The sequence below is a fragment of the Roseateles sp. GW823-FHT07B05 genome (assembly GCF_058794515.1).
In genome coordinates, this window is sequence record NZ_JBXAGX010000001.1 from 523,999 (window position 1) to 550,293 (window position 26,295).

The 26,295-nt window shown below is 71.1% G+C and carries 26 protein-coding genes; 11 read left to right on the forward strand and 15 right to left on the reverse strand.

The window, feature by feature from the left end; all coding sequences use genetic code 11:
• Nucleotides 1-55: 55 nt before the first annotated feature.
• The 4 genes from AC1Q7O_RS02015 to AC1Q7O_RS02030 are packed head-to-tail and all read left to right on the forward strand — an operon-like array spanning nucleotide 56 to nucleotide 2,191.
• Entirely contained in the window at nucleotides 56-544 is a 489-nt protein-coding gene (locus tag AC1Q7O_RS02015; protein ID WP_492662123.1) for an aminoacyl-tRNA deacylase, read from the forward strand.
• Nucleotides 545-596: 52 nt separating this feature from the next.
• A complete protein-coding gene (locus tag AC1Q7O_RS02020; protein WP_492662124.1) occupies nucleotides 597-1,127 on the forward strand; it encodes a hypothetical protein in 531 nt (176 codons plus the stop codon).
• A 51-nt stretch (nucleotides 1,128-1,178) separates the two neighbouring features.
• Entirely contained in the window at nucleotides 1,179-1,835 is a 657-nt protein-coding gene (gene plsY, locus AC1Q7O_RS02025) for a glycerol-3-phosphate 1-O-acyltransferase PlsY (protein ID WP_492662125.1), read from the forward strand.
• Complete coding sequence (locus tag AC1Q7O_RS02030; protein ID WP_492662126.1) at nucleotides 1,832-2,191, forward strand: RidA family protein; 360 nt, start codon at nucleotides 1,832-1,834, stop codon at nucleotides 2,189-2,191. Before plsY ends, AC1Q7O_RS02030 begins: the two co-directional genes overlap by 4 nt.
• 38 nt (nucleotides 2,192-2,229) lie before the next feature.
• Here the strand turns inward: AC1Q7O_RS02030 and AC1Q7O_RS02035 are convergent, their stop codons facing one another.
• Nucleotides 2,230-4,242: a DEAD/DEAH box helicase gene (locus AC1Q7O_RS02035; RefSeq protein ID WP_492662127.1), complete on the reverse strand. Its 2,013-nt coding sequence runs from the start codon at nucleotides 4,240-4,242 to the stop codon at nucleotides 2,230-2,232.
• 139 nt (nucleotides 4,243-4,381) lie between these two features.
• Between AC1Q7O_RS02035 and AC1Q7O_RS02040 the strand changes: the two genes are divergently transcribed.
• On the forward strand, nucleotides 4,382-5,161 hold the full coding sequence (locus tag AC1Q7O_RS02040) for an oxygen-binding di-iron domain-containing protein (RefSeq protein ID WP_492662128.1): 780 nt from the start codon (nucleotides 4,382-4,384) through the stop codon (nucleotides 5,159-5,161).
• Nucleotides 5,162-5,188: 27 nt separating this feature from the next.
• Here the strand turns inward: AC1Q7O_RS02040 and AC1Q7O_RS02045 are convergent, their stop codons facing one another.
• Together AC1Q7O_RS02045 and AC1Q7O_RS02050 are read right to left on the reverse strand one after the other, a co-directional pair.
• A complete protein-coding gene (locus AC1Q7O_RS02045; RefSeq protein WP_492662657.1) occupies nucleotides 5,189-6,421 on the reverse strand; it encodes a M56 family metallopeptidase in 1,233 nt (410 codons plus the stop codon).
• Nucleotides 6,414-6,797 carry a BlaI/MecI/CopY family transcriptional regulator gene (locus tag AC1Q7O_RS02050; RefSeq protein ID WP_492658653.1) on the reverse strand — a complete coding sequence of 128 codons (384 nt, stop codon included), beginning with the start codon at nucleotides 6,795-6,797 and terminating at the stop codon, nucleotides 6,414-6,416. Before AC1Q7O_RS02050 ends, AC1Q7O_RS02045 begins: the two co-directional genes overlap by 8 nt.
• Before the next feature lie 134 nt (nucleotides 6,798-6,931).
• Here AC1Q7O_RS02050 and ppk2 point away from each other — a divergent pair, with 134 nt between their 5' ends.
• Nucleotides 6,932-7,837 carry a polyphosphate kinase 2 gene (gene ppk2, locus AC1Q7O_RS02055; protein ID WP_492658652.1) on the forward strand — a complete coding sequence of 302 codons (906 nt, stop codon included), beginning with the start codon at nucleotides 6,932-6,934 and terminating at the stop codon, nucleotides 7,835-7,837.
• A 20-nt stretch (nucleotides 7,838-7,857) separates the two neighbouring features.
• Nucleotides 7,858-8,238 carry a glutaredoxin family protein gene (locus AC1Q7O_RS02060; protein ID WP_492658651.1) on the forward strand — a complete coding sequence of 127 codons (381 nt, stop codon included), beginning with the start codon at nucleotides 7,858-7,860 and terminating at the stop codon, nucleotides 8,236-8,238.
• Nucleotides 8,239-8,309: 71 nt separating this feature from the next.
• Here the strand turns inward: AC1Q7O_RS02060 and AC1Q7O_RS02065 are convergent, their stop codons facing one another.
• Complete coding sequence (locus AC1Q7O_RS02065; RefSeq protein ID WP_492658650.1) at nucleotides 8,310-8,597, reverse strand: hypothetical protein; 288 nt, start codon at nucleotides 8,595-8,597, stop codon at nucleotides 8,310-8,312.
• Nucleotides 8,598-8,754: 157 nt separating this feature from the next.
• Complete coding sequence (locus tag AC1Q7O_RS02070) at nucleotides 8,755-9,390, reverse strand: L-threonylcarbamoyladenylate synthase (RefSeq protein WP_492658649.1); 636 nt, start codon at nucleotides 9,388-9,390, stop codon at nucleotides 8,755-8,757.
• A gap of 195 nt (nucleotides 9,391-9,585) precedes the next feature.
• On the opposite strand from AC1Q7O_RS02070, the gene AC1Q7O_RS02075 reads away from it, so the two are divergent.
• Nucleotides 9,586-10,641, forward strand: coding sequence for a PEP-CTERM sorting domain-containing protein (locus tag AC1Q7O_RS02075; protein ID WP_492658648.1), 1,056 nt, complete (start codon nucleotides 9,586-9,588; stop codon nucleotides 10,639-10,641).
• Nucleotides 10,642-10,650: 9 nt separating this feature from the next.
• On the opposite strand, the gene AC1Q7O_RS02080 is transcribed toward AC1Q7O_RS02075, so the two are convergent.
• From AC1Q7O_RS02080 to AC1Q7O_RS02100, 5 genes are all read right to left on the reverse strand, one after another.
• Nucleotides 10,651-11,532, reverse strand: coding sequence for a 3',5'-nucleoside bisphosphate phosphatase (locus tag AC1Q7O_RS02080; RefSeq protein WP_492658647.1), 882 nt, complete (start codon nucleotides 11,530-11,532; stop codon nucleotides 10,651-10,653).
• Between the two features lie 22 nt (nucleotides 11,533-11,554).
• Nucleotides 11,555-13,465 (reverse strand): methyl-accepting chemotaxis protein, encoded by a 1,911-nt coding sequence (locus AC1Q7O_RS02085; RefSeq protein ID WP_492658646.1) that lies wholly within the window; start codon nucleotides 13,463-13,465, stop codon nucleotides 11,555-11,557.
• 43 nt (nucleotides 13,466-13,508) lie between these two features.
• The gene (locus AC1Q7O_RS02090; RefSeq protein ID WP_492658645.1) at nucleotides 13,509-15,323 is read right to left on the reverse strand and encodes a bifunctional diguanylate cyclase/phosphodiesterase; all 1,815 of its coding nucleotides are present in this window, start codon (nucleotides 15,321-15,323) and stop codon (nucleotides 13,509-13,511) included.
• A 124-nt stretch (nucleotides 15,324-15,447) separates the two neighbouring features.
• Nucleotides 15,448-17,172 carry a single-stranded-DNA-specific exonuclease RecJ gene (recJ, locus tag AC1Q7O_RS02095; RefSeq protein WP_492658644.1) on the reverse strand — a complete coding sequence of 575 codons (1,725 nt, stop codon included), beginning with the start codon at nucleotides 17,170-17,172 and terminating at the stop codon, nucleotides 15,448-15,450.
• Nucleotides 17,169-18,044: a hypothetical protein gene (locus tag AC1Q7O_RS02100; RefSeq protein WP_492658643.1), complete on the reverse strand. Its 876-nt coding sequence runs from the start codon at nucleotides 18,042-18,044 to the stop codon at nucleotides 17,169-17,171. Before AC1Q7O_RS02100 ends, recJ begins: the two co-directional genes overlap by 4 nt.
• A gap of 79 nt (nucleotides 18,045-18,123) precedes the next feature.
• Here AC1Q7O_RS02100 and ppk1 point away from each other — a divergent pair, with 79 nt between their 5' ends.
• Nucleotides 18,124-20,190: a polyphosphate kinase 1 gene (ppk1, locus tag AC1Q7O_RS02105; protein WP_492658642.1), complete on the forward strand. Its 2,067-nt coding sequence runs from the start codon at nucleotides 18,124-18,126 to the stop codon at nucleotides 20,188-20,190.
• A 7-nt stretch (nucleotides 20,191-20,197) separates the two neighbouring features.
• Entirely contained in the window at nucleotides 20,198-20,659 is a 462-nt protein-coding gene (locus tag AC1Q7O_RS02110) for a SixA phosphatase family protein (RefSeq protein ID WP_492658641.1), read from the forward strand.
• Nucleotides 20,660-20,669: 10 nt separating this feature from the next.
• On the opposite strand, the gene AC1Q7O_RS02115 is transcribed toward AC1Q7O_RS02110, so the two are convergent.
• The 5 genes from AC1Q7O_RS02115 to AC1Q7O_RS02135 are packed head-to-tail and all read right to left on the reverse strand — an operon-like array spanning nucleotide 20,670 to nucleotide 24,822.
• The gene (locus tag AC1Q7O_RS02115) at nucleotides 20,670-21,512 is read right to left on the reverse strand and encodes a segregation and condensation protein A (protein ID WP_492658640.1); all 843 of its coding nucleotides are present in this window, start codon (nucleotides 21,510-21,512) and stop codon (nucleotides 20,670-20,672) included.
• A 43-nt stretch (nucleotides 21,513-21,555) separates the two neighbouring features.
• Complete coding sequence (locus AC1Q7O_RS02120) at nucleotides 21,556-21,756, reverse strand: DUF3460 family protein (RefSeq protein ID WP_394511516.1); 201 nt, start codon at nucleotides 21,754-21,756, stop codon at nucleotides 21,556-21,558.
• Between the two features lie 29 nt (nucleotides 21,757-21,785).
• Nucleotides 21,786-22,520: a YoaK family protein gene (locus AC1Q7O_RS02125; protein ID WP_492658639.1), complete on the reverse strand. Its 735-nt coding sequence runs from the start codon at nucleotides 22,518-22,520 to the stop codon at nucleotides 21,786-21,788.
• 31 nt (nucleotides 22,521-22,551) lie between these two features.
• Complete coding sequence (metG, locus tag AC1Q7O_RS02130) at nucleotides 22,552-24,597, reverse strand: methionine--tRNA ligase (RefSeq protein WP_492658638.1); 2,046 nt, start codon at nucleotides 24,595-24,597, stop codon at nucleotides 22,552-22,554.
• A 42-nt stretch (nucleotides 24,598-24,639) separates the two neighbouring features.
• A complete protein-coding gene (locus AC1Q7O_RS02135; protein WP_492658637.1) occupies nucleotides 24,640-24,822 on the reverse strand; it encodes a hypothetical protein in 183 nt (60 codons plus the stop codon).
• Nucleotides 24,823-25,423: 601 nt separating this feature from the next.
• Between AC1Q7O_RS02135 and minC the strand changes: the two genes are divergently transcribed.
• Complete coding sequence (gene minC, locus AC1Q7O_RS02140) at nucleotides 25,424-26,260, forward strand: septum site-determining protein MinC (RefSeq protein ID WP_492658636.1); 837 nt, start codon at nucleotides 25,424-25,426, stop codon at nucleotides 26,258-26,260.
• Nucleotides 26,261-26,295 lie beyond the last annotated feature (35 nt).

Genomic DNA, 26,295 nt, shown 5'->3' on the forward strand with positions numbered 1-26,295 from the left:
AACAATAAATCGTTAACGCCTAACGGCATGCGCTGTTGACACGAAAATCGGGGGCATGAGCAAGAAGACCGCCCACGTCAGCGAAACGCCCGCCACGCAGATGCTCAAGCGCGCCGGCGTCGCCTTCACCGAGCATGTGTACGACTACGTGGAGCACGGCGGCACGGCCGAGTCGTCCAAGCAGCTGGGCGTGGACGAGCATGCCGTCGTGAAGACGCTGGTGATGCAGGACGAGAAGGCCGAGCCGCTGATCGTGCTGATGCATGGCGACCGCACGGTCAGCCTGAAGGAGCTGGCGCGGCAGATCCCGTGCAAGAAGGTGGAGCCCTGCAAGCCCGAGGTGGCGCAGCGCCACAGCGGCTACCAGGTCGGCGGCACGTCGCCGTTCGGCGTGCGCAAGGCCATGCCGGTGTTCGTCGAGGCCGGCATCCTGGCGCTGCCGAAGATCTGCATCAACGGCGGGCGGCGTGGCTACCTCGTCGGCATCGAACCGCGGGTGCTGACCGAGCTGCTCGGCGCGCGCCCGGTGACCTGCGCGAACTGAGCGGGCTATCCTCGCCCGCACCGCCGCAGCCGCACGGCGCAGGGAGCGTGTCATGAGCTTGTTGTTTCCAGACCTGGTGACGGACGCCGACGGCGTCTACCAGCCGTTGCCCGCGCCCTGGCTGCAGGCTGCGCTGCTGGGGGTTGGCGTGGTGGCCGCCGTGCTGATCACCTTCAGCAAGGGCGGGCCGTGGATGAGCTTCGTCGTCCCCATCGGGCTGGGCATCGGCTTCGCGGTGCGGGCTGCGCTGGAGTGGCGGCGCTGGGGGCCGCGTGGCCAGCCGCTGGTGCAGGTGGCAGGCGGCGTGCTGAGGCTGAAGCGCGCCCACTCGACCGCCGCGGACTTCGAGCACCCGCTGGCGCAATTGACGCATCTGATCGTCTACGGCGCCGTTGGGCAGCGCATCTACCGCTGCGTCCAGCCCGACGGCAGCTGGCGCGAGGCCCGGCCGCAGTGGAAGCCCCGGGCCGAGGCGCTGGTGATCGCGTTCCTGCAACAGCGCCTGCGCGAGCGCCTCGTCGTCGAGGAGCCGCAGACCGTCTTCGCGCAGGCGCGCGGCGACGGGCCTTACTTCGGCAGCTGAAGGCCGGCCGACGGCCGGGCAGGGGGTGGACCTGCCCGACAATCCCGCCCCATGGAAACCGTTCTCCCCCTGCTCGCCGCCGTGTGCGGCTACCTGATCGGCTCGCTGTCCTTCGCCGTCATCGTCAGCCGTGCGATGGGCCTGTCCGACCCGCGCTCCTACGGCTCCGGCAACCCCGGCGCCACCAACGTGCTGCGCTCCGGCAACAAGGCCGCCGCCATCCTCACCCTCGTCTTCGATGCGCTCAAGGGCTACCTGCCCGTGCTGGCCGTCTACCTCTGGGGCGCGCCCCACGGCCTGGGCGAAGGCACGGCCGCGCTGGTCGGCCTGGGCGCCTTCCTGGGCCACCTGTGGCCGGTGTTCTTCAGGTTCGAAGGCGGCAAGGGCGTGGCCACGGCGGCCGGTGTCATCTTCGGCCTGAACCCGCTGCTGGGCGTGGCCACGCTGGCGACCTGGGCCATCATTGCCTGGTTCAGCCGCTACTCGTCGCTGGCGGCCATCGTGTCGGCCGCGTTCGCGCCGATGTATCAGTTGCTCATTTGGGAAGCCGGCCCCACGGCGCTGGCGCTCATCATCATGGGCCTGCTGCTGGTGTGGCGCCACCAGGCCAACATCAAGAAGCTGATGGCCGGCACCGAGAGCAAGCTCGGGCAGAAAGCCGCCAACGCCAAACCGAACCCCTCCACCAAGCCCCGCAAGAAATCATGAGCAAGCAATCCATCGAACGCTTCGACGTCGGCGCCCGCATGTCCGAAATGGCCGTGCACAACGGCGTGGCCTACCTGGCCGGCCAGGTGCCCGAGGACACCAGCGTCGGCATCGAGGGCCAGACGGCCCAGGTGCTGGCCGCCATCGACAAGCTGCTGGCCCGCGCCGGCACCGACAAGAGCCACATCCTGCGCGCGCAGATCTTCCTGCCCGACCGTGCCGACTTCGCCGGCATGAACACCGCGTGGGAAGCCTGGGTGTCGCCCGGCCACACGCCGCCGCGCGCCACCGTCATCGCCGGCCTGGCCCGGCCGGAGTGGAAGGTCGAGATCGTTGTCACCGCGGCGGTCTTGTGAGGTTGTGGGACGAAGCGAGCAGCTTTGTCCCCGACTGACTAGTTCTGGGCTGCCCGCTGCAGCCAGAAACCGGTGTCGAAGCGTTGCTCGGCACCGGTTTTTTCATTGACGAGCCAGAACTCGCGGCCGTCGCCGCTGGCCCGCACCAGCTCGCCGGCATGCCGGCCCGCCGTCACGCGCCGGCCCACCGCGCTGGCCGGAAAGCCCGGCAGGCGCGCCAGCGCCTCCAGCGGCGTCGCCGCGCGCGGGTCGGCCGCCAGCCGCAGCTTGCGCACCAGCGGCCCGAGGAACCCGCCCGCCGCGTCCGCCGGCGACACGAACAGCACCAGCTTGGCCTGCGCGCGGCTCAGCGCCACGTTCAGCAGCCGCTGCGCCTCCTCGCCCTGCAGGAAGGGCTGGGCGCCGTCCGCCGGGTCGAACAGCACCACCGGCGCCTCGCTGCCCTGCGCACGGTGCACGGTGCTGACGCGCAGCGATTCCGGCAGCCCGTGCGCGCGCAGCCGCTGGCGGATCAGCGCGCGCTGGGCGCGAAACGGCGTCAGCACGATGAGCTCCTCGGGCTGCCATTGCCCGCTGGCCAGCGCCGTCTCCAGCAGCGCCGCGATGGCCTCGGCCGACTCGCGCCGCACCGGCCCGCGCTCGGCCGCCACCCAGCCGCCGTCGGTCTTGAGCGGGTGCACATGCACGTGCTCGCCGGCCGGGAGGTCGCCCAGCGCACGCCGGCGCGCCGCCAGCCAGTCCGGCGCGGCCTGCGCATCGGCCGCCACGCGCAGCACGCCGTCGTAGAACAGCTGGCTGACCAGTTCGCCCACCGGCGGCGCCATGCGCGACTGTTCGTCCAGCAGCGCCACCGACGGCGCGCGCCGGGGCATCTCCGCGAACGCCGACCGGCCCAGCCAGCGCCGGGCCAGCCGGTCCTCGCTGCGCTGCACCGGCGACAGCTGCTGCGGGTCGCCCGCGAACAGCCGCGCGCGGCCCAGCGGCATCAGCACCAGCGCATGCGCCAGGCTCACCTGGCTGGCCTCGTCGAACACCAGCAGGTCGAACGGCGGCTCGCCGTCGGGTGACAGCTCGCGCAGCGTCTTCAGCGTGAAGGCGGCGCGCGTGGTCGTCATGCTGGCGAGACGGCAGCGCCGCAGCACCTGCAGCGACGAGGCGCGCAGCTGGTCGCGCAGATCGGCCACGCGGTCAGCCCAGGCCTTCAGCGCGTGCGCGTCGCGCGCGGCGGGGCGGGCCGCCTCGGCGCGCGCCAGTCGGGCGATGAGGTCGCGGTCCTGCGTCGGGATGAGGTGCTCGCGCCCTGCGTAGGCGGCGGCGTCGAAGCGCGTGCCCAGGCGCTGCACGGCACCGCGCAGGGGCTCGCGGCGGCCCTTGTGCAGCGCCTTGTCGACGGCCAGCGTCGCCAGGTCCACCGCTTGGTTGGTGGTGGACAGCAGCAGCACGCGCGCGGCCGGGTGGCGCTCCAGGTACTCGGCCAGCAGCACGCCCAGCGTCGTCGTCTTGCCAGTGCCCGGCGGCCCCCACAGAAAGCCGCTGCTGAAGCCGCTCAGCGCCAGCGCCGCCCGTTGCGCCGGGCGCAGCCAGCGGAAGGGCTCGCCGGTCAGCGGCGTGCCGCCGCGCAGCGGCTGGGGCGCGGACAGGTCCGGCAGGCAGGCCAGCGCGGTTTCTGCCCAGGGCGTGTCCCACCAGGCATCGGCGACGGCGTTCAGGAAGCGCGTGGGGTAGATCCGGATCAGGTGCCCGGCCGGCGGCGGCGGGCTGCTGGCGTTCTGCAGCACCAGCTCGTCGTTCTCGGCAACGACGGCCAGCACGCTGGCGCCGCCCTTGGCCGGGCTGCCCCACCAGGCGGCTGCGCCGTCCAGGCTGTCGTCCAGCAGCGCCTGGGCCGACGCGGCGCCCGGCCGCTGCCCTTCGGCGAACACATAGCCGGGCTCCAGCGTCACGCGCCACAGCGTGCCGTCACGCTCGGCGTGCAGCACCTTGAAGTCGTAGTACTCGGGCGTGGCCGACAGCTCGGCGCCCAGCGCCGCGCGGATGTCGGCGAGGCTCATGGCAACAGGAAACTCGGAAGCAGAAAGGGTGTAACTGTAAATGCATACAGCATTGGGCGCCGCCTTGATCCCGCTCAAGACCCGCCACGCGTCGCGCGGTTAGCCTGCGCAGCCACCATCACTTCATCGGGTTGCCACGATGTCCATCGAGTTGTTCCGCCAGGACCGGCATGTCTGCGTCATGTTCGCGCGGCTGGGCGACGAGGGCGGCGACGCCGTGCAGTCCAACCAGTTCCTGCTCGTCAACGGCGACACCGGCGCCATCCTCGACCCCGGCGGCAACATCGCGTATCACGAGCTGTACCTGGGCATGTCGGCCTTCTTCCCGCCGCACAAGCTGGCGGCCATCCTGGCCTCGCATGCCGACCCGGACATCATCGCGTCGCTGGACCGCTGGATGACGGCCACCGACGCGCCGGTCTACATCTCGCGCGTGTGGGAGCGCTTCGCGCCGCACTTCTGCAAGCCCGGCAAGACGACGGGCCGCATCGTCGGCCTGCCGGATGCCGGCGAGCGGCTGCGGCTGGGCACGGGGGCGGACCGCTTCGAGCTGTGGGCGCTGCCGGCGCACTTCCTGCACGCCGAGGGCAACTTCCAGTTCTACGACCCGGTCAGCCGCATCCTGTTCTCGGGCGACCTGGGCGCCTCCATGGGCGTGAGCCTGAACCCGGAGCAGCCGGTCACGTCGCTGGCCGCGCACATCCCGCGCATGGAGGGCTTCCACCGCCGCTACATGGTCAGCAACAAGGTGCTGCGTCTGTGGGCGGCGATGGTGCGGCAGCTGGACATCCGCATGATCGCGCCGCAGCACGGCGCGCCCATGGTGGGCGCCGCCGTGCAGGAGTTCATCGCCTGGGCGGAGCAGCTGGAATGCGGCGTGGACCTGTTCGGCGCGGCGAACTACCGGGTGCCGGGCTGACGCTCGCCCGCGGCGGCGGGCCGGCATTCAGGGTTTTGCGTCGGCCAGCAGCGTCGGCGTGATGCTCAGCGACAGGTGCTCGCTGGCGACCGGGTCCTCGCGGCCTTGTTCGATCAGCGCCTTGATGCCGTTGCGGGTGATGAGGCGAGGGCGTGAGACGACGCTCAGCGGGTCGCCCTTGCTCACTTCGGCGCGCAGATCGATCTTGTCGTCGCCCAGGTCGTGCGCCACGATGGCCACGGCCACCTGGTCGGGCGCCGGTGCGCCGGGGCGGCCGTTGAGCATCAGCAGCGCGCGTTCGCCGAGGTGGACGCGCAAGGTCGTCTTGGCCGACTCGGTCTTGCGGTTCTCGGCGTTGCCGGTGCGGTAGCTCAACTCCAGCTTCAGTTCCACCAGCGGCCCCTCGGCCGCGGGCGCCTCGCCTTGCGCCGCGTAGGCCACGCCGGCCATCGCCAGCAGGCCCGCGGCCAGCGCGGCAGCGCCGGAGCGCGTGAGTCGGCGGGGATGGTTCAGCATGGCAATCCTTTCAACGAGCGGATGGGTCGTGCCCCAGCGGCTGGCCAGCGGCGCGCCGAGGTGGTGAAGGTCGTGGGCGGCGAGCAGCGCCTGCGTGTAGTCGGCCCGTGCTGCCGGGTGGGCGGCGAGCACGGCGGCGTCGCAGGCCAGCTCCTGGTCGGCCCGGAAGCGGCGCAGCGCCCACCAGGCCAGCGGGTTCCACCAATGCAGCGCCGCCAGCACGCAGGCGAGCAGGTTCCAGAGGTTGTCCAGCCGTTCGAGGTGCACGCGCTCGTGGGCCAGGATCAGATGGCGCTGTGCGGGCGGGAAGCGTTGCTCGAAATCCGCCGGCAAGGCCACGCGCGGGCGCAGCAGGCCGACGAGGGCCGGGCTGCTGCCAGCGGGCAGCCGGGCACCCAGCCGGGCCAGGCGCCCCTGCCGCCACGCCTGCCCCAGCAGCACGCCGGCCGTGCCCAGCAGCCACAGCGCCAGCCAGGCCGAGGCCGCGCCGGCCGGCGGCGCGGGCAGGGCGGGTGCTGCCAGCGGCTGGGCCGCGCCCGCGGCCTGCCACACCAGGCGCAACGGCTCGGTGGCCGGGCGCGGCAGCGCCGCGGTCAGCAGCAGGGCCGGCAGCAGCAGCCAGCCCCGGTAGAGCGCCCCGGCGCCCAGGCGTTGCAGCAGCGGGCGCAGCAGCGCCAGCAACGCCACCGCGACGCCGAACAGCGCCGCCTGCCGGAGCAGGCCGGCCAGCAGCGCCTCAGTCATGCCCCTGCTCCTTCAGCAGCGCCTTCAGCGCCGCCACGTCCTCGGGCTTCAACCGGCGCTCCGACGCGAACTGCGCCACCAGCGGCGCCAGCCGCCCGCCGAACAGCCGGTCGATCAGCGACAGGCCGGTGTCGGCCACCCAGGCGTCCTCGGGCAGGGCGGGGGCGTACAGGAAGCGGCGGCCGTCGCGCTCCGCCGTCACGGCGCCTTTCTTCAGCAGGCGGTTCAGCAGCGTCTTCACGGTGGCCATCGCCCAGCCGTGCTGCGGGGCCAGCGCCGCGGCGATCTCGTCGGCGGCCTGCGGGGCGCGCTGCCACAGCTGGCGCATGACCTGCGCTTCGGCGTCGCTGATGGGTGGGGGTGGGGTCTTGTTCATCGATTACGCCTGTAAACGTTGACGAATGATTACGCGTGTAATCGATCAGGTCAAGCGTTTCCTGTCATCGCGGCGCCACGTGGGGCACTTAGGCTTGGCGGCAAGGCCGCCGTTGCGGCCAGGAGTGACGACACGTGAGCCCCATCGACGACGAGCTGGTGAAGCGCATTCACCGCGACCTGCAGGACGATTTCGACGAGGAACTGGAGCTCGAACTGGAGGACCGCGATCACGGCGCCGCAGCCGGCGACGCGCCCGCCGACGAGGCAGACCAGCGAAAGCGCTACTTCCGCGAGCTGTTCCGGCTGCAGAGCGAGCTGGTGAAGCTGCAGGACTGGGTGCAGCACACGGGCCACAAGGTGGTCATCCTGTTCGAGGGGCGCGACGCGGCGGGCAAGGGCGGCGTCATCAAGCGCATCACGCAGCGGCTGAACCCGCGTGTGTGCCGCGTCGCCGCGCTGCCGGCGCCCAACGACCGTGAGCGCACGCAGTGGTATTTCCAGCGCTATGTGTCGCACCTGCCGGCGGCCGGCGAGATCGTGCTGTTCGACCGCAGCTGGTACAACCGCGCCGGCGTCGAGCGCGTGATGGGCTTCTGCACCGATGAGCAGTACGAGGAGTTCTTCCGCTCCGCGCCGGAGTTCGAGCGCATGCTGCAGCGCTCGGGCATCCAGCTCATCAAGTACTGGTTCTCGATCAGCGACGACGAGCAGCGCATCCGCTTCCTGAGTCGCATCCACGACCCGCTGAAGCAGTGGAAGCTCAGCCCGATGGACCTGGAGTCGCGCCGCCGCTGGGAGGCCTACACGGTGGCCAAGGAGGTGATGCTGGAGCGCACCCACACGCCGGAGTCGCCGTGGTGGGTCGTCAAGGCCGACGACAAGAAGCGTGCGCGGCTGAACTGCATCCGCCACCTGCTGGGCCAGATGCCCTACCGGGAGGTGCCGCACGCCGACATCGAGCTGCCGGCGCGCGAACGCCACGAGGACTACCTCCGCGGCCCGGTGCCCGAAGACATCATGGTGCCCGAGGTGTATTGAAGCGGGCCTAGCATGCGGGCATGAAGCTGCCCTGGTCACTGGTCGTCGTCGTCGCCGTTGCGTGGGGCGGCTCGTGGGCCTGGCGCAGCCATGTGTCGGCGAGCGACGGCGAGCGGCTGGCCGCTCGCGTGCAACCAGGCGACATCCGCATGATCTCGTCGGAGACCTGCGGCTGGTGCACCGCTGCGCGGCGCTGGATGACCCGGGAGGGCGTCCCGTTCCAGGAATGCTTCCTGGAGCGCGACGCGCAGTGCCGCGCGGATTACGTGGCCCGCGGCGGCCGCGGCACGCCCACGCTGGTGGTGCGCGGCCACACGGTGCTGGGCTTCGACCGCGCGCGGCTGCTGCAGCTGATCGAGAACGAGAACGAGAACGGGGCCGAGCCGAATCGGCAGCGCTGACTCAGCAGCGCTGGCGATTCGGCTCGGCGACGGTGGAAAAAGGCGTCATTCGCATGAAGTGGACGCCCGGCTCAGATGCGCTTGGTGGCGGGCTTGGCGGCGGCCAGCGTGGTGTTGCGCAGCAGCGTGGCTTCGCTGTAGCCGACGACGACGACGCGCGGCAGTTGGGCCACTTCGCGCACCGCGGTGCCGGTCACGACGACGCGGGGCAGCTGAGCGATTTCGCGAACGGCCTTGCCAGTGACGACGACGCGTTCCAGCTTGACGGTGGGCTGCGGCGCGGCGTTGGCGGCGAAGGTGACAGTCAGGGCGGCGGCGGCGCCGAGGACGGCGGTGAAGAGGGTGTCTTGCAGGTTCATGATGGACTCCGTTCGGTGGGTTTCGAACCGCGTGATTGCTGGTTCGATGGAGTCAGTTTCGTCATCACGGCGGCCTGCTTCCAGGCGCCTGCGATCAAGCGCGGGCGCTGCTGGATGAACTGCAGCAAGCCTGGATGAGCTGCGGAAAACCCGCGGCTCAGTCCAGCTGCAGCCCCAGCCGCGCCAGCTCGCCGCGGCCCTGGCGCACCAGCACGGGCTCCTCGCCCTGGCTGAGGTCCAGCACGGTGGTGGGCTGGGCCGGGCAGGCGCCGGCGTCCAGCACGAACGCGAGCTGGCGGTCCAGCCGGTCGCAGACGTCGGCGGCGTCGTTCATGGGCTCGCTGTCACCGGGCGGGATCAGCGTGGTGGACAGCAGCGGCTCCCCCAGCAGCGCCAGCAGCTCCTGCGTCACGCGGTGCTCCGGCACGCGCAGGCCGATGGTGCGGCGGCTGGGGTGGGACAGCCGCCGCGGCACTTCCTTGGTGGCCGGCAGGATGAAGGTGTAGGCGCCCGGCGTGGCCAGCTTCAGCAGCCGGTACTGGCGGTTGTCCACCATCGCGTAGGTGGCCAGCTCCGACAGGTCGCGGCACAGCAACGTCAGGTGGTGCTTGTCGTCCACGCCGCGCACGCGGCGCAGCGCCTCGGCGGCCGACTTGTCGTTCAGGTGGCAGACGAAGGCGTAGCTGGAGTCGGTGGGCACCGCGCCGATGCCGCCGGCCTGCAGCATCTGCACGCACTGGCGCAGGAAGCGCGGCTGCGGGTTGTCGGGGTGAACTTCGAAGAGCTGGGCCACCCGTGCATGCTACAGGCGCCGGTGGGCGAGAAGCGCCGATCGGGGTGTCGGCAGTCTTTACATCGCGGTGGGGGCCGGCGGCGGGCCGCCGGTGGCGCGCACCGCTTTTCTCCCATGGCAGCCACCACCGGCGGCGGCGGATGGTCTGGAATTTGCGTCGGCTCTCGAACATTGCCACTCGCTGGGGGAACCGACATGAAGCTGTTGCGAGATCTGGGCCTGCGTGCCATCGCCTGTGCGGCCCTGCTGTCCTCCGTGGCGTCGGCGCATGCCGGTGTCGTCTTCGGCCTGGACCCCACGGGCCTGACCGGCGGCATCTACCGCTGGGACGCCGCCGCCCGCACCATCAACGGCAATGAGCGCTCGCTGGACGGCGGCCTGCGCTATTCGCTGTCGGGCGGATCGTTCGAGGCCTTCCGCGACAGCTTCTCCTGGTCGGGCGGGACGCCGTCCGTCGCGGCCTTCACGCAGGCCGTCCAGGACTCCTTCGCGGCCTGGACGTCGGTGGACCCCGTGAGCCAGCTGGGCACGTCGCTGAGCTTCGTGGCCGACCTGGGCACGACCGTGCAGGGCGTGACGGGGGGCGGCATCAACATCAACGGCGCCGAGATCGACCTGATCGCGACGACGGACGCCTTCTTCTGGAACCCCGGCAACACCGGCCGGCAGGCGGAGACCTGGTTCGACGGCATCGACTCGCCCGTGACGCTGACCTCGGGCGTGGCGAACTATGCCGACTCGCGCGCCATCTCGGGCGTCGACCTCTACATCAACAGCAACAGCGGTGCGCTCTACACCCTGGACCTGTTCCGCCGCCTGCTGACCCACGAGCTCGGCCACGCGCTGGGCCTGGGCGACGTCGAGAACGAGATCAACCCCGGCGATTTCATCGACGACAACTTCAGCGCCGGCGACGCGGTCGGCACGCTGAACAACTCCTGGGCGCTGCTGGTGGACCCGCTGGACCCGTCCGGCTCGGCGGGCCTGCAACGCTATGGCATCGGCGACGGCACGACCCAGCTCGCGGGTATCGACCTACTGATGGAGTCCCGCGGCCTGGGCATCGGCGCCACCAATCCGGTCACCAACCTGGTGCCGCTCGGCAACGACGAGTACGGCACGCGCCAGTTCCTCTACCCGCAGCTGCAGGCCGCGGACAACGACCTGCCGGAGCCGGGCTCGCTGGCCTTGGCCGCGATCGCGCTGGTGGGGCTGCGCGCCGGCGCGCGGCGGCGTCGCGCCGCCGCCTGAGCGCGGTGCTCAGCCGGCGGCCGCGCCGGCGTGATGGATGCGGTGCTGCAGCGCCTGCCAGACCGGCGTGAGCCGGCCCGCCAGCGGCGGCAGCGCGCCCAGGTCGATGCGGCTCTCCTCGGGGCAGTGGAAGTCCGAGCCGCGCGAGGCCAGCAGGCCGAATTCCTGTGCGGTGTCGGCGTACTCCTGGAACTCGGCCGGCGTGTGGCTGCCGGTGACGACCTCGATGCCGCGGCCGCCGTGGGCGATGAACTCGGTGATGAGCGCGTATTCCTCGGTCGGCGTGAAGTCGTAGCGGCCCGGGTGGGCGATGACGGCGACGCCGCCGGCGCGCGTGATCCAGCCCACGGCGTCCTTCAGCGCGGCCCACTTGTGCGGCACGTAGCCGGGCTTGCCTTCGGTGAGGAAGCGGCGGAACACCTCGGGCACGTCGCTGCAGTGGCCGGCGTCGACGAGGAAGCGCGCGAAATGGGTGCGCGAGATCAGGTCGGGGTTGCCGACGTACTTCAGCGCGCCCTCGAAGGCGCCGGGGATGCCGGCCGCGGCCAGGCCGGCGGCCATCTCGCGGGCGCGCGGCTCGCGGCCGCCGCGGGTGGCCTTGAGGCCCTCGATCATCTCGGGGGCTTCATGGTCGAAGCCCAGGCCCACGATGTGCACGACGCGGCCGGCGAAGCTGACCGAGATCTCGGTGCCGGTCAGGTAGGCCAGCCCGTTGGCCTTGGCGGCGGCGATGGCGCGGGCCTGGCCGCCGATCTCGTCATGGTCGGTCAGCGACCACAGCTGCACGCCACCCGCCTTGGCCCGCTGGGCCAGGGCCTCGGGCGTGAGCGTGCCGTCCGAGATGACGGAGTGGCAGTGCAGGTCGGCGTTGAGCGTGGCGTCGAGGTTCACGCCCTGATTGTGTCAGTCCGGGTCAGAGCCGGAAGGCGTTGACGGTTTCATCCATGCCTTGCGCCTGGGCTCTCAGGCTGTCGGCCGACGCGGCGGCCTGTTCCACGAGCGCGGCGTTCTGCTGCGTCATCGCGTCGATGGCGCGCACGGCCTCGCCCACTTCGGTGGCCTGCTCGGATTCGGCGTGCGTCTGCTCGGCCATGCGGTGGATGAGCGCGCCCATGTCGCTCACCTGGCCCAGGATGGCGTCGACCGCGCTGCCGGCCTGAGCGGCCAGTGCGGTGCCGGCCTCCACCCGCTCGAAGGATTGCTGGATCAGCGACTTGATCTCGCGCGCCGCGCCGGCGCTGCGCTGCGCCAGCGCCCGCACCTCGCTGGCCACGACGGCGAAGCCGCGGCCGGCGTCGCCGGCCCGGGCAGCCTCGACGGCGGCGTTCAGCGCCAGGATGTTGGTCTGGAACGCGATGCCGTCGATGAGGCCGGTGATGTCAGCGATGCGGCGGCTGTCTTCGGCCATTCCCAGCATGCTGCGCACGACCTCGCCGACGACGCGCCCGCCCTGCGTCGCGACGGTGGCGGTCGAGCCCGCCAGTGCCTCGGCGCGGCGCGTGGCCTCGCTGCTGTGCCGGACGGCGTCGGTCAGCAGCTGCACGTGTGCGGCGGTCTGCTGCAGCCGGGCCGCGGCCTCCTCGGTGCGTTGGGCCAGGTCCTGGTTGCCGGTGGCGATCTCCCGCGCGGCGGTGCGGATGCCGCCGGCGTCGCCGTGGATGCGCTCGACCAGGCCGCGCAGGCGCAGCTGCATGTGGCCCAGGGCCGTCAGCACGCGGCCGAGCTCGTCGGCGCGGCCCGGCGGCACGGGCTGGCTGAGGTCGCCGGCGGCGATGCGCTCGGTCGCGGCCACCATCTGGCGCACCGGCTCCAGCAGCTGCCGGATGGCGCGCACCATCAGCCACAGCATGGTGGCCAGCGCGGCGGGCAGCAGCGCCATCAGCGCGTTGCGGCGGTGGGCGGCGCGCTCGGCGCGGGCCGACAGGCCGGCGTCCAGTGCCTGCATGACCTGGCCGCTGAGCCGCGCCTGCAGCGTGGCGGCCTCGGCGAGCTTGCCGGCCAGCTGGTCCAGCGGGTAGTTCACGTCGCGGGCGGCGGCGTCCAGCGTCTGGTCGACCTGCTCGCGCTGCGCGCGGGCCGCGTCCAGCAGCGGCGCGAGGCGCTGGTTCAGCTGGGCGTCGTCGGCCTGCAGCGCCAGCCGCAGGCTCTGCTGCATCTGCGCCGCGTGCTCGCGGTAGCGGGTGTGGGCGGTGGACATGCGGGCCGGGTCGTCCACGGCCGCGGCGCGGGCCAGCGCGGCCAGCTCGGACAGCGCGTCCTGCACGCGTGGCGCTGACTGCAGGCCGGCGTCGATGGCGTGGCGCGAGGCCGCGTCGGCGTCCAGCAGCAGGCCGGTACCGGCGTTCAGCTCGGCGATGGCCGTGAAGGCGGCGTCGGCGAGCGCCGATTGCGCAGACAGCAGGCGCGGCACGTCCAGCGGGCCGTCGGCCACGGCCTTTGCCAGGGCGGCCTGCCCCGTGCGCAGCGCGGCCAGGTGCTCGCGCTGGCTGGCGGCCAGCGGCGCCGGCAGGCCGTGGTCCAGCGCGGCGTCCAGGGACGCCAGCGCGGCCTGCACGGCCTGGGCGGCGGCCACGGCTTGCGGCCGGCTGTCCGGCCGGGTGGACAAGGCCTCGGCGGCCAGGCCGCGCTGGTCCTGCAACCGGGCCAGCAGCGCCTGCCAGGCCAGGTTGGCGGGCAGCGCGCGGTGTTGCTGTTCGGCCGTGTCGAGCTGGGTGGCATAGCCGCGCAGCAGCATGGCACCCGGCAGGGCGCCCAGCAGCAGCGACAGGCAGGCGACGACGGCGAGCCGCGTGCGCAGGCTCCAGGGTTGGGTGAGGTACTGCATGGCGGTGGGATGACGGGCGGTGGTGCTCGCCCCGGATGACGGATCAGGCCGCCAGCAGCGCGCGCGTTGGCGTGCGGCGGTCGACGAAGAAGCGGCTGCCGCCGGCGCGGCCCTTGGCCACGCGCTTGGGCTCGGCCAGCGCGGCGCTGAGCGCCCGGGCGCTGTCATAGCTGCCCGGCACGTGCAGCACGGCGCCGGCGGAGATGGTGGGCAGCGGGTGGAAGCTGGGCTGGTTCTGGCGGTTCAGCGTCACGTAGCCGCCGGCGGCCAGGTGCTCGGCCGAGAAGAAGCTGCGCACGCCGGCGTCGAAGGCCTCGCAGACGCGCGTGAGCCGGGCCTCCCAGTCGGCGCTGCCCAGCACCATGACGAAGTCGTCGCCGCCGATGTGGCCCACGAAGTCCAGCTGCGGGTCGGCGGCCTGCGTCAGCACGCGGGCAGCGAGGCGGATGATGTCGTCGCCGATGCGGTAGCCGTAGACGTCGTTGAAGGGCTTGAAGTGGTCGATGTCCCACACCACGGCGGCGAAGTTCTCGCCGGCCTCGATGAGGCGGTCCACGTGGTGGTCGATGGGCACGTTGCCCGGCAGCAGCGTCAGCGGGTTGGCATAGCGGGCGGCGTGCACCTGCAGGTCTGACACCGCCTTCAGCAGGTCGGAGCTGCGGCCGGAGCCGTGGTACGCGCCGTCGCGGGTGACGATGAAGCCGTCCATCAGCAGCCGCTCGTCAAGGTTGGCCAGGCCGTCGCTCATCGCGCGCAGCGGCGTGGCGACGTCGAACACCAGCGGGTGCGGGTCCATCAGCTCCACGCAGCTGCGCTTGTCGAAGATGTCCATGAAGTAGCGCTCGGTGCTGCGCTTGAGCACGTGCAGCGAGCGCAGCACGCCGATGGGGCGCTGCTGTTCGTCCAGCACGGGAATGGCGAGCAGCTGGTCGTCGGCGTGGAACAGGTCGACGATGCGGCGGCAGCTGCTGGCGGCCGTGACGGTGAGGGCGCGGCGCGCCAGCTGGGCGGCGCTGGTGATGGCGCCCTGGCTCAGCGGCAGTGCCAGGTCGTTCTGCAGCAGCCGGGGCTGGGCGTCGGCCGCCAGCCGGCCGCTCCACTGGGCGCTCAACGACGCGCGCGGCGTGGCGCTGGGCCGCGCGAACAGGTAGCCCTGGCAGATGGACAGGCCCAGGCGGCGCAGCACCTCCAGGTCGGGTTCCTGCTCCAGCCCCTCGGCGACGACCTCGCAGCCGCTGGTGACGGCCATCTCGACGATGGAGCGCACGAACTGCTGCTTCAGCGGCTCCTGCGCGATGCCGTCGATGAAGTGGCGGTCGATCTTGACGAAGTCGGGCCGCATCTCCATCCAGCGGCGCAGCGACGCGAAGCCTTCGCCCAGATCGTCCAGCGCGACGCGAAAGCCGCGCTCGCGCAGCGCCTGCAGCGCGTCGTCCAGCTGCGCCAGGTTCTCGACTGGGCGGGTCTCGGTCAGCTCGATGACGACGCGCGACGTCGGCAGGCCCAGCTCCGACAGCTCGCCGGCCAGCACGCCGGCGTGCGCGCGGGCGCCGAGCAGCGTGTCGGCCGTCACGTTGAGGAAGAGCTGGCCCGGCAGCCCCAGCGCCTTGAAGCGCTGGATGGCGCGGCGCACGATGAGGTGCTCCAGCTCGACAAGCCGGCCCAGGCGCGCGGCGGCCTCGAACAGCACCAGCGGCGAATGCAGCGGGCCGTCGGCGGGCCCGCGCGTCAAGGCCTCGAAGCCGTAGATCTCGCCCCGGTCGATGGCGACCAGCGGCTGGAAGTGGAGGTCGAAACTGCGCTGCTCGATCAGGCGATCGAGGGCATGGGCAAGAGGATCGGGCGCGTGGTCGCGCATGCGGGGCTCCGGGGTCGGCCGCCGGCCCGAGACATCCGGGCCTGGCTGGCGGGCCGGATTCTTGAAACACCTTGTGACACTCGGGTGACGTGGGCAGGCGACGCGGGCGCGCCTGCCAACTCCGTCACGGCTGCGCGGCTTCAATCACGTACTGCACGCGCTGTTGTCCCTGCCATTCATCGAGGCTGAGGCGGTAGGCCAGCACCACGCGCTCGGGCAGCATGTCCACGTGGTTGAACCAGATGCCGTCGATGAGCTTGCCGGCCTGGCGCAGCCGCAGCTTCAGGTGCTTCTCGCCCACCAGCCGCTGCGAGATCAGCTCGAAGCGGTCGCAGAACACCGGCGCCTCGAAGCCCTGGCCCCACACCTGCGCGTCCAGCAGCCGCGCCGTCTCGGGCGTGGCGGCGTCGGCCGGCAGCGTGCCGTCATGGCGCAGCGTGCGGGTCAGGTCCTGCTCGCTGAGCCATTCCTCGGCGACGCGCGCGAGCGCCAGCGCGAAGCGGTTGACGTCGTCCACCGCCAGCGTCGCGCCGGCCGCCATCGCATGGCCGCCGAACTTGGTGAGCAGGTCGGGCTCGCGCTTGGCGACGAGGTCCAGCGCGTCGCGCAGGTGAAAGCCCGGGATGGAGCGGCCCGAGCCCTTGAGATGCCCGTCGGCGCCGCGCGCGAACACGAAGGTGGGGCGGTGCACGCGGTCCTTGATGCGCGACGCGACGATGCCGACGACGCCCTCGTGGAAGTCCGCGTCGAACAGCGCCACGGCCGGCGGCAGCTCGCCCTGCAGCGCCTCGACGAGCCCATCCAGCCGCGCCTCGGCCATCTCGCGCATGCCGGCCTCGATGTCGCGGCGCTCGCGGTTGATGCTGTCCAGCTGCGTGGCCAGCGCCAGCGCGCGCTCGGGGTCGTCGGTGGTCAGCGCCTCGATGCCCAGCGTCATGTCGGACAGCCGGCCGGCCGCGTTGATGCGCGGGCCCAGCGCAAAGCCGAGGTCGAAGCCCTGGGCCTTGCTGGCGTCGCGCTTGGAGGCGCTGAACAGCGCCATCACGCCCGGCTGCGCGCGGCCGGCGCGCATGCGCTTCAAGCCTTGCGCGACGAGGCGGCGGTTGTTCGCGTCCAGCTTGACGACGTCGGCGACCGTGCCCAGCGCGACCAGGTCCAGCAGGCCGTCCAGGCGGGGGACGTCGGTGAACGCACCGCGCGCGCGCAGCTCGGCGCGCAGGCCCATCAGCACGTAGAAGGCCACGCCCACGCCGGCCAGCGACTTGCTCGCGAACGTGCAGCCGGGCTGGTTGGGGTTGACGATGGCCTCCGCTTCCGGCACGACGACTGCGCCGTCGACCAGCGCCGGCAGGTGGTGGTCGGTCACCAGCACCTTCAGCCCTTGCGCGCGGGCATGGGCCACGCCGGCGAGGCTGGCGATGCCGTTGTCCACGGTCACGAGCAACTGCGGCTGCTGCTCCAGCGCCAGGTCCACGATGGTGGGCGTGAGGCCGTAGCCGTGCACGGCGCGGTCGGGCACGACGTAGCCCAGCTGCTGCGGCTGCGCGCCCAGCAGGCGCAGGCCGCGCAGCATGACGGCGCAGGCGGTGGCGCCGTCGCAGTCGTAGTCAGCCACGATGACGATGCGTTCGCCCTGCTGGATCGCGTCGGCCAGCAGCGTGGCGGCCTCGGGCAGGCCCTTGAGGCCGCCGGGCGGCAGCAGCTGGGCCAGGTTCTCGTCCAGCTCCGCCGCGTCGCGCACGCCGCGCGCGGCCAGCAGCCGGGCCAGCAGCGGCGCCACGCCGGCCTGCTCCAGCGCCCACGCGGTGCGCGGGTTGACCTCGCGCTCGATCAGTCGCGGCGCGTTCACAGCGCCTCCAGCACGGCCGCCACGTCCGGTGCCTTGAAGCGGCGCCTGAGCTTCTCGACCAGCGACAGCGGCTGCGCGGTGAAGCGGCGCGCGAAGCGCTCGCCGCTCAAGGTCAGGCTGTCCAGCGGCTGCGCCAGCGGGCCGGCATCCAGCCGCTGCCAGGCCTCGGCCCAGGCGGCGAGGTCGCCGTTCAGCAGCGGCTCGGTCAGCCGCGCATCCACGGTCACGCCGGCGGGCTGGCCGTTGCTGCGGCCGATGTCGCCGATCCAGACCGAGTTGATCGCATGCTCGCCGCGCGCCTCGCGCTCCTGGTTCAGCGCATGGCCGTGCAGCAGCATCTGCGCCTCGTTCTGCCAGCGCCGCAGTACGCGCGATTCGGGCAGCCAGGGCTCGATGGGGCGGCCCGCGACGCGCTCGAAGCTGGCAGCCTGCTGGCCGTCCAGCGCGCTGGCATGGCCGATGGCCCAGCGGTGCGCATCCAGCAGCCGCCACTGCCAGCCCTCGGCCTCGGGCCACAGCTCGCGCAGCACCGCGGCGAAGCGGGCCGACTCGGATTCCGACAGGTTCAGCGCCGCCGGCGGCAGCACGTCCACGCCGTCGCTGCCCACGGCCAGGTGCACGGGCGTCATCAGCGCCCAGGCGAGTTCGGGCCCGGCGTCCACGTGCCAGGCTGCAGCGCTGGGCTCACGCTGGCCGCGCAGCGCGGCCAGTGCCAGCTGGTGCGGCGGCAGGGGCGAGAACTCGTCGCCGCCCCAGGTGTCGGTGGCGGTCAGCCGGGCCAGTTGCGCCGCGAGGTTGGGCAGGGCCAGGCTGGCAAACGCATGCCGCGCGGCCTCGTCCAGCGCGCCGGCATGGGGAATCATCAGGTGCATGGGGGTGGATTATCGGAACCTGGCGCAAACCCCTGGCGTTTCCACATGGTTGTCATAAAGCGTTCATACACTTTTCATCATGACGACCGCCAACCCGCCAATTCCACTGAAGCTGCTGAACCGCGAACAGGCCATCCTCGAGTTCAACCGCCGCGTGCTGGCCCAGGCCCAGCGCGAGGACGTGCCGCTGCTGGAGCGGCTGCGCTATGTGTGCATCGTGTCGAGCAACCTCGACGAGTTCTTCGAAGTGCGCTTCGCCGACATGCTGGAGGCCGCGCGCGACCCGCTGAGCACCGTGACGGGCCAGGACGTGGAACGTGTCGGCCGCGCCGCCCACACGCTGATCGACGAGCAGTACCACGTCTTCAACGAGCAGCTGATGCCGCTGCTGCTGAAGCAGCGCATCGTCATCCTGAACCACGCCGACCGCGACGAGGCGCAGCGCGGCTGGGTGGGCAAGTTCTTCGAGCGTGAGGTCAAGCCGCTGCTGGTGCCCGTGGGCCTGGACCCGGCGCACCCGTTCCCGCAGGTGGCCAACAAGTCGCTGCACTTCATCGCGCGGCTGTCGGGCAAGGACGCCTTCGGCCGCGACAACCGCATCGCCATCGTCAAGGTGCCGCGTGTGCTGCCGCGCGTCATCAAGCTGCCGGCGCATCTGTCCGAAGGCCGCCAGGCCTTCGTGCTGCTGACCAGCGTCATCCGTGCCCACCTGGAGGAGCTGTTCCCCGGCCGCAAGGTCGAGGCGTTCTCGCAGTTCCGCGTCACGCGCGACTCCGACCTGGAAGTGGACGAGGAGGAGATCGCCAACCTGCGCCACGCGCTGCGCTCGGGCCTGACGACGCGCCACTTCGGCCGCGCGGTGCGGCTGGAGGTCGTCAACACCTGCCCGACGGAGCTGTCGGAGTTCCTGCTTGAGCAGTTCGGCCTGCCGCACGCGGCGCTGTACCGCGTCAACGGCCCCGTCAACCTGGTGCGGCTCAACGAGCTCATCGACCAGACCGACGCGCCGGGCCTGCGCTTCAGGCCCTTCGAGCCGGCCTGGCCCTCCGGCCGGCTGCCGCGCCACAAGTCCATCTTCGACAAGCTGCGCAAGGGTGACGTGCTGCTGCACCACCCGTTCGAGAGCTTCGAGCCGGTCGTGCAGCTGCTGCGCGAGGCGGTCAACGACCCCGACGTGCTGGCCATCAAGCAGACCATCTACCGCACCGGCGCCAAGTCCGAGTTGATGGACCTGCTCATCGAGGCGGCGCGGCGCGGCAAGGAGGTGATGGCCGTCGTCGAGCTTAAGGCGCGCTTCGATGAAGAAGCCAACATCAACTGGGCCGAGCGGCTGGAGGCCGTGGGCGCGCAGGTGGTGTACGGCATCGTCGGCTACAAGACGCATGCCAAGCTGCTGCTCATCACGCGCCGCGAGGGCGCCAAGCTGCGCCGCTACGCGCACATCTCCACCGGCAACTACAACCCCAAGACGGCGCGGCTCTACACCGACCTGGGCCTGCTGACGGCCGATGCCGACTTGACGACCGACGCCGACTCGGTGTTCCGCCAGCTCGCGTCGCTGGGCAAGTTCAAGTCGCCGCGGCGCATGCTGCTGGCGCCGTTCAACATGCACAGCCGCATGGTGGAGCTGCTGGGCCAGGTGGAGGCCGCCGCGCGCGCCGGCTACAAGGCGGCGCGCGTGGTCGTGAAGATCAACGCGCTGACCGACGCCGAGCTCATCCATGCGCTGCTGAAGGCGGCGCAGGCGGGCGCCAAGGTGGACCTCATCGTGCGCGGCGCCTGCATGCTGCCGCCGGGCCTGCCGGGCGTCAGCGACAACATCGTCGTGCGCTCGGTCGTCGGCCGCTTCCTGGAGCACACGCGCATCTGCTACTTCCGCTGGGCGGAGGGGGACGACGGCGAGGCGCTGTTCCTGTCCAGCGCCGACTGGATGAGCCGCAACATGTTCCGCCGCATCGAGGTGGCCTGGCCGGTGCTGGATGCCCGGCTGCGCCAGCGCGTCATCGACGAGGCGCTGCAGCCCTATCTGCACGACACGATGGATGCGTGGCAGCTGGGCCCGGATGGCCGCTCCATGCGCATCGGCGGCGAAGGTGGCGTCAGTGCGCAGCAGGCGCTGATGCGGCGCTACTCTGACCCGGAGTGAGGTGACGATGGACCTGATCCTGTGGCGCCACGCCGAGGCCGAAGTCATCGCGCCCGGCCAGGACGACCTGCAGCGCGCGCTGACGCCCAAGGGCGAGCGCCAGGCGCGGCGCATGGCCGCGTGGCTGAACCACCGGCTGGCCGCGTCGACGCGCGTGCTCGTCAGCCCCGCGCTGCGCTGCCGCCAGACGGCGGACGCGCTAGGCCGCGAGGTGCGCATCGTGCCGTCCATTGCGCCGGACGCGCCCGTGGCCGCGCTGCTGGAGGCCGTGCGCTGGCCGCGCTCCAGCGAGCCGGTGCTGGTGTGCGGCCACCAGCCCACGCTGGGCCAGGTGGCCGCGCACCTGCTCGCCGGCGTGGAGCAGGACTGGGCGGTGAAGAAGGGTGCGGTCTGGTGGCTGCGCTGGCGTCAGCGTGACGGCGAACCCGAAGTGACGCTGCACGCGGTGCAGGGCCCCGACGCGCTCTGAGCGGTGCCGCTCAGTTGGGCGCGTAGGCCAGCCGCACGTAGATGGGTGCGAAGGCCTCGGCCTGCGTGATCTCCAGCAGACGCTCGCGCGCCAGCTCCAGCATCGCGATGAAGGTGACGACGAGCACGGCCTGGCCGCGGCTGACGTCGAACAGATGCTCGAACTCGACGAAGCGCTGCCCCTGCAGCCGGCGCAGCACGATGCTCATGTGCTCGCGCACCGACAGCTGCTCGCGGCTGATCTTGTGGTGCTGGTTGAGCTTGGCACGCCGCAGGATGTCCAGCCAGGCCTCGCGCAGGTCGTTGGTATCGACGTCGGGGAAGGCGGGCGTCAGCGACTGCTCGATGTGGACCTGCGCGCGCAGGAAGTCGCGCCCCAGCTGCGGCAGGCGGTCCAGCCGGGCGGCGGCCAGCTTCATCTGCTCGTACTCCAGCAGCCGGCGCACGAGCTCGGCGCGCGGGTCTTCCACTTCCTTGCCGTCCTCGCTCTTCTTGGGCGGCAGCAGCATGCGCGACTTGATCTCGATGAGCATCGCGGCCATCAGCAGGTACTCGCTGGCCAGCTCCAGGTTGTGCACGCGGATCTGCTCGACATAGCTCAGGTACTGGCGCGTCACATCGGCCAGCGGGATGTCGAGGATGTTGAAGTTCTGCTTGCGGATCAGGTACAGCAGCAGGTCCAGCGGGCCCTGGAACGCCTCCAGGAAGACCTCCAGCGCATCCGGCGGGATGTAGAGGTCCAGCGGCATCTGGAACAGCGGCTCGCCGTACAGGCGAGCAACGGCCACCGTATCGACCGCTTCCGGCAGATCCGACGAAATCTCGGTGTTGTCGTCCGTGGTGACCGCGGTCATCGGCGGGCCATATCAGCACCCCATGGGTGGGGCGCGATGGACCTTATGCCTTGGTCTGGTAGACGTAGGGCTGCTGCGGCACGCGTGCCTCGTTGAAGCCGGCCTGGGCGGAGCGGTCCTGCTCCTTGTCCCACAGCAGGGCGCGGCCGGCGCGCTGTTCGGCTTCCAGCGTGGGGCGCTGCGCCTTCAGCTGGTCGATGAATTGGGTGACTTCGGACTTGTAGGGTTTCCAGAACAGCGGCATGGCAAAGCTTTCAGACGAATCGGGGCATTTTATCGGGCGCGGGCGCGGGTCAGGTCGTCCAGCGCCGGCACCAGGCCCAGGAAGGCCAGCGCACCGGCCAGCGGCAGCGTCGCCGCATAGCCGATCGCCTTGAACGCCCAGGCGCCAGCCACGCCGCCCACGGCGAAGGCCAGCAGCAGGCCGCCCAGCAGCCGCAGCCGCGGCGCGTTGACGGGCATCGGCGTGCCGCCCATGCCGTACAGCGCGCGGCCCAGCTCGATGCCCAGGTCGGTGACGATGCCGGTGACGTGCGTGGTGCGGATCTCGGCGCGCGAGACCTTGGTGATCAGCGCGTTCTGCAGCCCCATCGTGAAGCACAGCACGGCCACGGTGGCGGGCACCAGCAGGCCCTGCAGGCTGGCCAGCCAGGCGCCCATCAGGCCGAAGGCCAGCAGGCAGGCGGCTTCCAGCAGCAGCGGCAGCGCGTAGATGCTGTGCGCCAGCCGCTGACGGCCCAGGTTGACGAGCACCGCCGTCGTCGCCGCGCCGGCGAGGAAGAACAGCAGCGCCCCCACGGCCATCATCCAGGCCTCGTGCTGGCCCAGCACCAGGCCGTCGGCCGCGGCGGACACCAGGCCGGTCATGTGCGAGGTGTAGTGGTGAACGGCCAGGAAGCCGCCGGCGTTGGTGGCGCCGGCCACGAAGGCCAGCAGCCAGCCCAGGTGGGCGTTGCCCTCGGCCGTGCGCTCCACGGCAAGCAGGCGGCGGGCGTAGGACGCGGGCATGGACAGCGGTGACGCCCAGGCCCGCCGGGGTTCAGCGCACCCGCATGCCGGGCTGGGCGCCGGCGTGGGGCTCGAGGACGAAGATGCCGGGCGTGGATTTCTCATCGGCATGGCTGGCAGCAAGGACCATGCCTTCGCTGACGCCGAACTTCATCTTGCGCGGCGCCAGGTTGGCGACCAGCACGGTGAGCTTGCCTTCGAGGGCTTCGGGCTTGTAGGCGCTGCGGATGCCGCTGAACACGTTGCGCGTGCGGCCCTCGCCGGCGTCCAGCGTCAGGCGCAGCAGCTTGTCGGAGCCTTCCACCAGCTCGGCCTTAACGATCTTGGCGATGCGCAGGTCGACCTTGGCGAAGTCGTCGATCTTGATCTCGGCGGCGATGTCCTCGCCACCCGGCACCACCTTCGGGGCCGGCGGGGCCTCGAACAGCTGCTCGACCTTGGCCACGTCCACGCGCTGCATCAGGTGCTGGTAGGCGCCGATCTGGTGGGCGCCGAGCGCGCGCGCGGCGTCGGCCCATTGCAGCGGCTCGACCTTCAGGAAGGCTTCCACCTGCGCGGCCAGGGCCGGCAGCACGGGCTTGAGGTAGATCGTCAGCAGCCGGAAGGCCTCGATGCAGACGCTGCAGACGTCGTGCAGCGCGGCGTCCATGCCGGGTTGCTTGGCCAGCTCCCAGGGCTTGTGCGTGTCGACGTACTCGTTGACCTTGTCGGCCAGCGCCATGGTCTCGCGCAGCGCCTTGCCGAACTCGCGGGTCTCGTACAGCTCGGCGATGGTGCCGCTCTGCGCGCGCAGCGCGTCCAGCAGCGCGCGGCCTTCCACGCCGAGGTCGGCGCTGAGGTGGCCGTCGAAGCGCTTGGTCAGGAAGCCGGCGGCGCGCGACGCGATGTTGATGTACTTGCCGACCAGGTCGCTGTTGATGCGGGCGGCGAAGTCCTCGGGGTTGAAGTCGATGTCCTCGACGCGGGCATTGAGCTTGGCCGCGATGTAGTAGCGCAGCCATTCGGCGTTCAGGCCCAGGCTCAGGTACTTCAGCGGGTCCAGCCCGGTGCCGCGGCTCTTGCTCATCTTCTCGCCGCCGTTGACGGTCATGAAGCCGTGCACGAAGACATGGTCGGGCGTCTTGCGGCCGCTGAAGTGCAGCATCGCCGGCCAGAACAGCGTGTGGAAGTAGGTGATGTCCTTGCCGATGAAGTGGATCTGCTCCACCGCCGGGTTGGCCATGAAGGCGTCGTAGTCGCGGCCGGTCTTGGCGAAGTAGTTCTTCAGCGACGCGAGGTAGCCGACGGGAGCGTCCAGCCAGACGTAGAAGTACTTGCCCGGCGCGTCGGGGATCTCGATGCCGAAGTAGGGCGCGTCGCGGCTGATGTCCCAGTCCGACAGCTTGTTGTTGCCGTCCTCGTCGGTCTCGAACCACTCGCGGATCTTGTTCAGCACCTCGGGCTGCAGCCGGCCGGGCTCCTGCGTCCATTGCGTCAGGAACTCGACGCAGCGCGGGTCGCTGAGCTTGAAGAAATAGTGCTCGCTGCTCTTGAGCACCGGCGTGGCGCCGGACAGCACGGAGTACGGGTTCTTCAGCTCGGTCGGCGCGTAGACGGCGCCGCAGACCTCGCAGGAGTCGCCGTACTGGTCCTTCGCGCCGCACTTGGGGCATTCGCCTTTGATGAAGCGGTCCGGCAGGAACATGGACTTGGCCGGGTCGAAGAACTGTTCGATGGTCTTCGTCGAGATCAGCTCGTTATGACGCAGCGACAGGTAGACGGCCTTGGAGAGCTCGTGGTTCTCCGGCCCGTCGGTCGAGTGCCAGTTGTCGAAGCTGATGTGAAAGCCGTCCAGGTACTGCTTGCGGCCGGCGGCGATGCCGGCGACGAAGTCCTGGGGCGTCTTCCCGGCCTTCTCGGCCGAGATCATGATGGGCGCGCCGTGGGCGTCGTCCGCGCAGACGAAGTGCACCTCGTGGCCCGCCATGCGCTGGAAGCGCACCCAGGTGTCGGCCTGGGTGTATTCCATGATGTGGCCGATGTGGAAACCGGCGTTCGCGTAGGGCAGGGCGGTGGTGACGAAAAGCTGGCGGGGCATGAGCGCTGGGGCGGCGGGGCCGGACGGGGGAAACCCCGGATTCTAGGTTTGCGGTTCTGCGGGGGCGGCGGGATCGGCGCCGGCATCGCCTTCGGCCTGGGGCTCGTCGGGCGCGCTGGCGTCGTCGGGCTTGCCGCTGAGCTTGCGCTGGCGCTTTTCTTCGGCCTTGCGCTTCTTGGCCAGCTCGCGCTGGCGTTTTTCATAGCTGTAGTTCGGGGTGGCCAAATGGACTCTCCTTTGAGGGGTGGCCGGCCCAATGTAGCGCCCCCGGGCGGTGCCGGCGCTCCCAAGTTGGCGCCGAAAGCTCCACAACGCATCAAGGAACACGTTTAAGTCACTGATTCGTAATACTTCTTCCAGCTATCCACCGAGTCTGTGGAAAACTTTGTGGAGAACTGCCCTCCATCGCCGCCAAGCCCTTGTGTGATGCGGCTCCGCTTAGGTTGCCGTTTTTTTGAGCAGTGGCAGGCTTTCTATATGAATCAACCACTTAGCGCTGCACCTAGGGGTTGTGCTCGAACCAGGCGCGTCAGGGTCCAAAAGACTTGACGATTGCCAAAAGTGGGGATAAGTCAAGCCGCGAAGTGCAGATGTCACGGCTGTGGAGGACGCCGGGGCCGCGTTGTCCCCGCGAACTGTGGACAAGTCTGTGGGCCGGCTGACGACAGCGGCGCTAAGTGCTTGATCGGCCACTGCCTGCGCTGCGGTGCCCGTTTTTGAGGCGCTGCCGGCCGGTGCTGTTGGGGTGAGCCCCCAAGGTGCGCCGGGTGCCCGCGGCTAAACTCCCGGCCTTTTGAACAGGCGGCAGCGGGGCATGACGGACGGGATGAGGGAGACCGCGAAGGACAGCAGTGGGCGCAACAGGAGCGCCGGGCGCGCCGGCACGTTCGAGCTGAAGTCGCGCCGCCTGAGCCTGCTGGGCCTGGTGCTGCACAGCGCCGACATGGCCGAGCTCGCCGCCGACTGGGCCGCGCGTGCCGGCCAGGGCGGCTTCGAGCATGAGCCCGTCGTCATCGACCTGGGCCAGGTGCCCCGCGCCCCGGCCGCCCCGGCGGGCGAAGGCCAGGCCGCGCTGGCGCTGGACGGCCCCGCGCCGGTGGACCTGCGGGCTATCGTCGAGTTGCTGCGGGCCAGCCAGCTGCAGCCCGTGGCCGTGGCCGGCGCGACGGCCGAGGAACTGGCGCTGGCGCACGAGCTGGGCCTGGCCGATGCGGCCGACGAGCCGGTGACCGCCGCATCCGTTGCGCCCGCGGAAACCGTGCGCGAGGTGGTCCGCGAGATCACCGTCGAGAAGATCATCGAGAAGCCCGTGCCGGTGGCGACGCCGGCGCCCACGCTGGTGGTGGACAAGCCGCTGCGCTCCGGCCAGCGCGTCTACGCCAAGGGCGGCGACCTCGTCGTGCTGGCGCTCGTGAACCATGGCGCGGAGGTCATCGCCGACGGCAGCGTGCACGTGTACGCGCCGCTGCGCGGCAAGGCCATTGCCGGTGCGCGCGGCGACACCTCGGCGCGCATCTACGCGCACAGCCTGGAGGCCGAGCTGCTGTCCATCGCCGGCATCTACCGCACGACCGAGAACCCGCTGCCCGCCGACGTGGCCGGCAAGCCGGCCCAGGTGTACCTGGATGGCGAGAAGCTGCTGATGCAGCCGCTGGCCTTCTGAGCCCCGATTGAACCGAACTGAACGAACAGGAAAGC

Bases quoted from the DNA above. Each gene is read 5' to 3' on its own strand.
- AC1Q7O_RS02060 (WP_492658651.1), top strand. From the start codon at position 7,858: ATGAAGCTGCCCTGGTCACTGGTCGTCGTCGTCGCCGTTGCGTGGGGC.
- AC1Q7O_RS02035 (WP_492662127.1), bottom strand. From the start codon at position 4,242: ATGAGCCTCGCCGACATCCGCGCGGCGCTGGGCGCCGAGCTGTCGGCC.
- ppk1 (WP_492658642.1), top strand. From the start codon at position 18,124: ATGACGACCGCCAACCCGCCAATTCCACTGAAGCTGCTGAACCGCGAA.
- metG (WP_492658638.1), bottom strand. From the start codon at position 24,597: ATGCCCCGCCAGCTTTTCGTCACCACCGCCCTGCCCTACGCGAACGCC.
- AC1Q7O_RS02030 (WP_492662126.1), top strand. From the start codon at position 1,832: ATGAGCAAGCAATCCATCGAACGCTTCGACGTCGGCGCCCGCATGTCC.
- AC1Q7O_RS02020 (WP_492662124.1), top strand. From the start codon at position 597: ATGAGCTTGTTGTTTCCAGACCTGGTGACGGACGCCGACGGCGTCTAC.
- AC1Q7O_RS02115 (WP_492658640.1), bottom strand. From the start codon at position 21,512: ATGACCGCGGTCACCACGGACGACAACACCGAGATTTCGTCGGATCTG.
- AC1Q7O_RS02015 (WP_492662123.1), top strand. From the start codon at position 56: ATGAGCAAGAAGACCGCCCACGTCAGCGAAACGCCCGCCACGCAGATG.
- AC1Q7O_RS02065 (WP_492658650.1), bottom strand. From the start codon at position 8,597: ATGAACCTGCAAGACACCCTCTTCACCGCCGTCCTCGGCGCCGCCGCC.
- AC1Q7O_RS02090 (WP_492658645.1), bottom strand. From the start codon at position 15,323: ATGCGCGACCACGCGCCCGATCCTCTTGCCCATGCCCTCGATCGCCTG.
- minC (WP_492658636.1), top strand. From the start codon at position 25,424: ATGAGGGAGACCGCGAAGGACAGCAGTGGGCGCAACAGGAGCGCCGGG.
- AC1Q7O_RS02045 (WP_492662657.1), bottom strand. From the start codon at position 6,421: ATGACTGAGGCGCTGCTGGCCGGCCTGCTCCGGCAGGCGGCGCTGTTC.
- AC1Q7O_RS02050 (WP_492658653.1), bottom strand. From the start codon at position 6,797: ATGAACAAGACCCCACCCCCACCCATCAGCGACGCCGAAGCGCAGGTC.
- plsY (WP_492662125.1), top strand. From the start codon at position 1,179: ATGGAAACCGTTCTCCCCCTGCTCGCCGCCGTGTGCGGCTACCTGATC.
- AC1Q7O_RS02040 (WP_492662128.1), top strand. From the start codon at position 4,382: ATGTCCATCGAGTTGTTCCGCCAGGACCGGCATGTCTGCGTCATGTTC.
- AC1Q7O_RS02075 (WP_492658648.1), top strand. From the start codon at position 9,586: ATGAAGCTGTTGCGAGATCTGGGCCTGCGTGCCATCGCCTGTGCGGCC.
- AC1Q7O_RS02110 (WP_492658641.1), top strand. From the start codon at position 20,198: ATGGACCTGATCCTGTGGCGCCACGCCGAGGCCGAAGTCATCGCGCCC.
- AC1Q7O_RS02085 (WP_492658646.1), bottom strand. From the start codon at position 13,465: ATGCAGTACCTCACCCAACCCTGGAGCCTGCGCACGCGGCTCGCCGTC.
- AC1Q7O_RS02125 (WP_492658639.1), bottom strand. From the start codon at position 22,520: ATGCCCGCGTCCTACGCCCGCCGCCTGCTTGCCGTGGAGCGCACGGCC.
- AC1Q7O_RS02120 (WP_394511516.1), bottom strand. From the start codon at position 21,756: ATGCCGCTGTTCTGGAAACCCTACAAGTCCGAAGTCACCCAATTCATC.
- AC1Q7O_RS02100 (WP_492658643.1), bottom strand. From the start codon at position 18,044: ATGCACCTGATGATTCCCCATGCCGGCGCGCTGGACGAGGCCGCGCGG.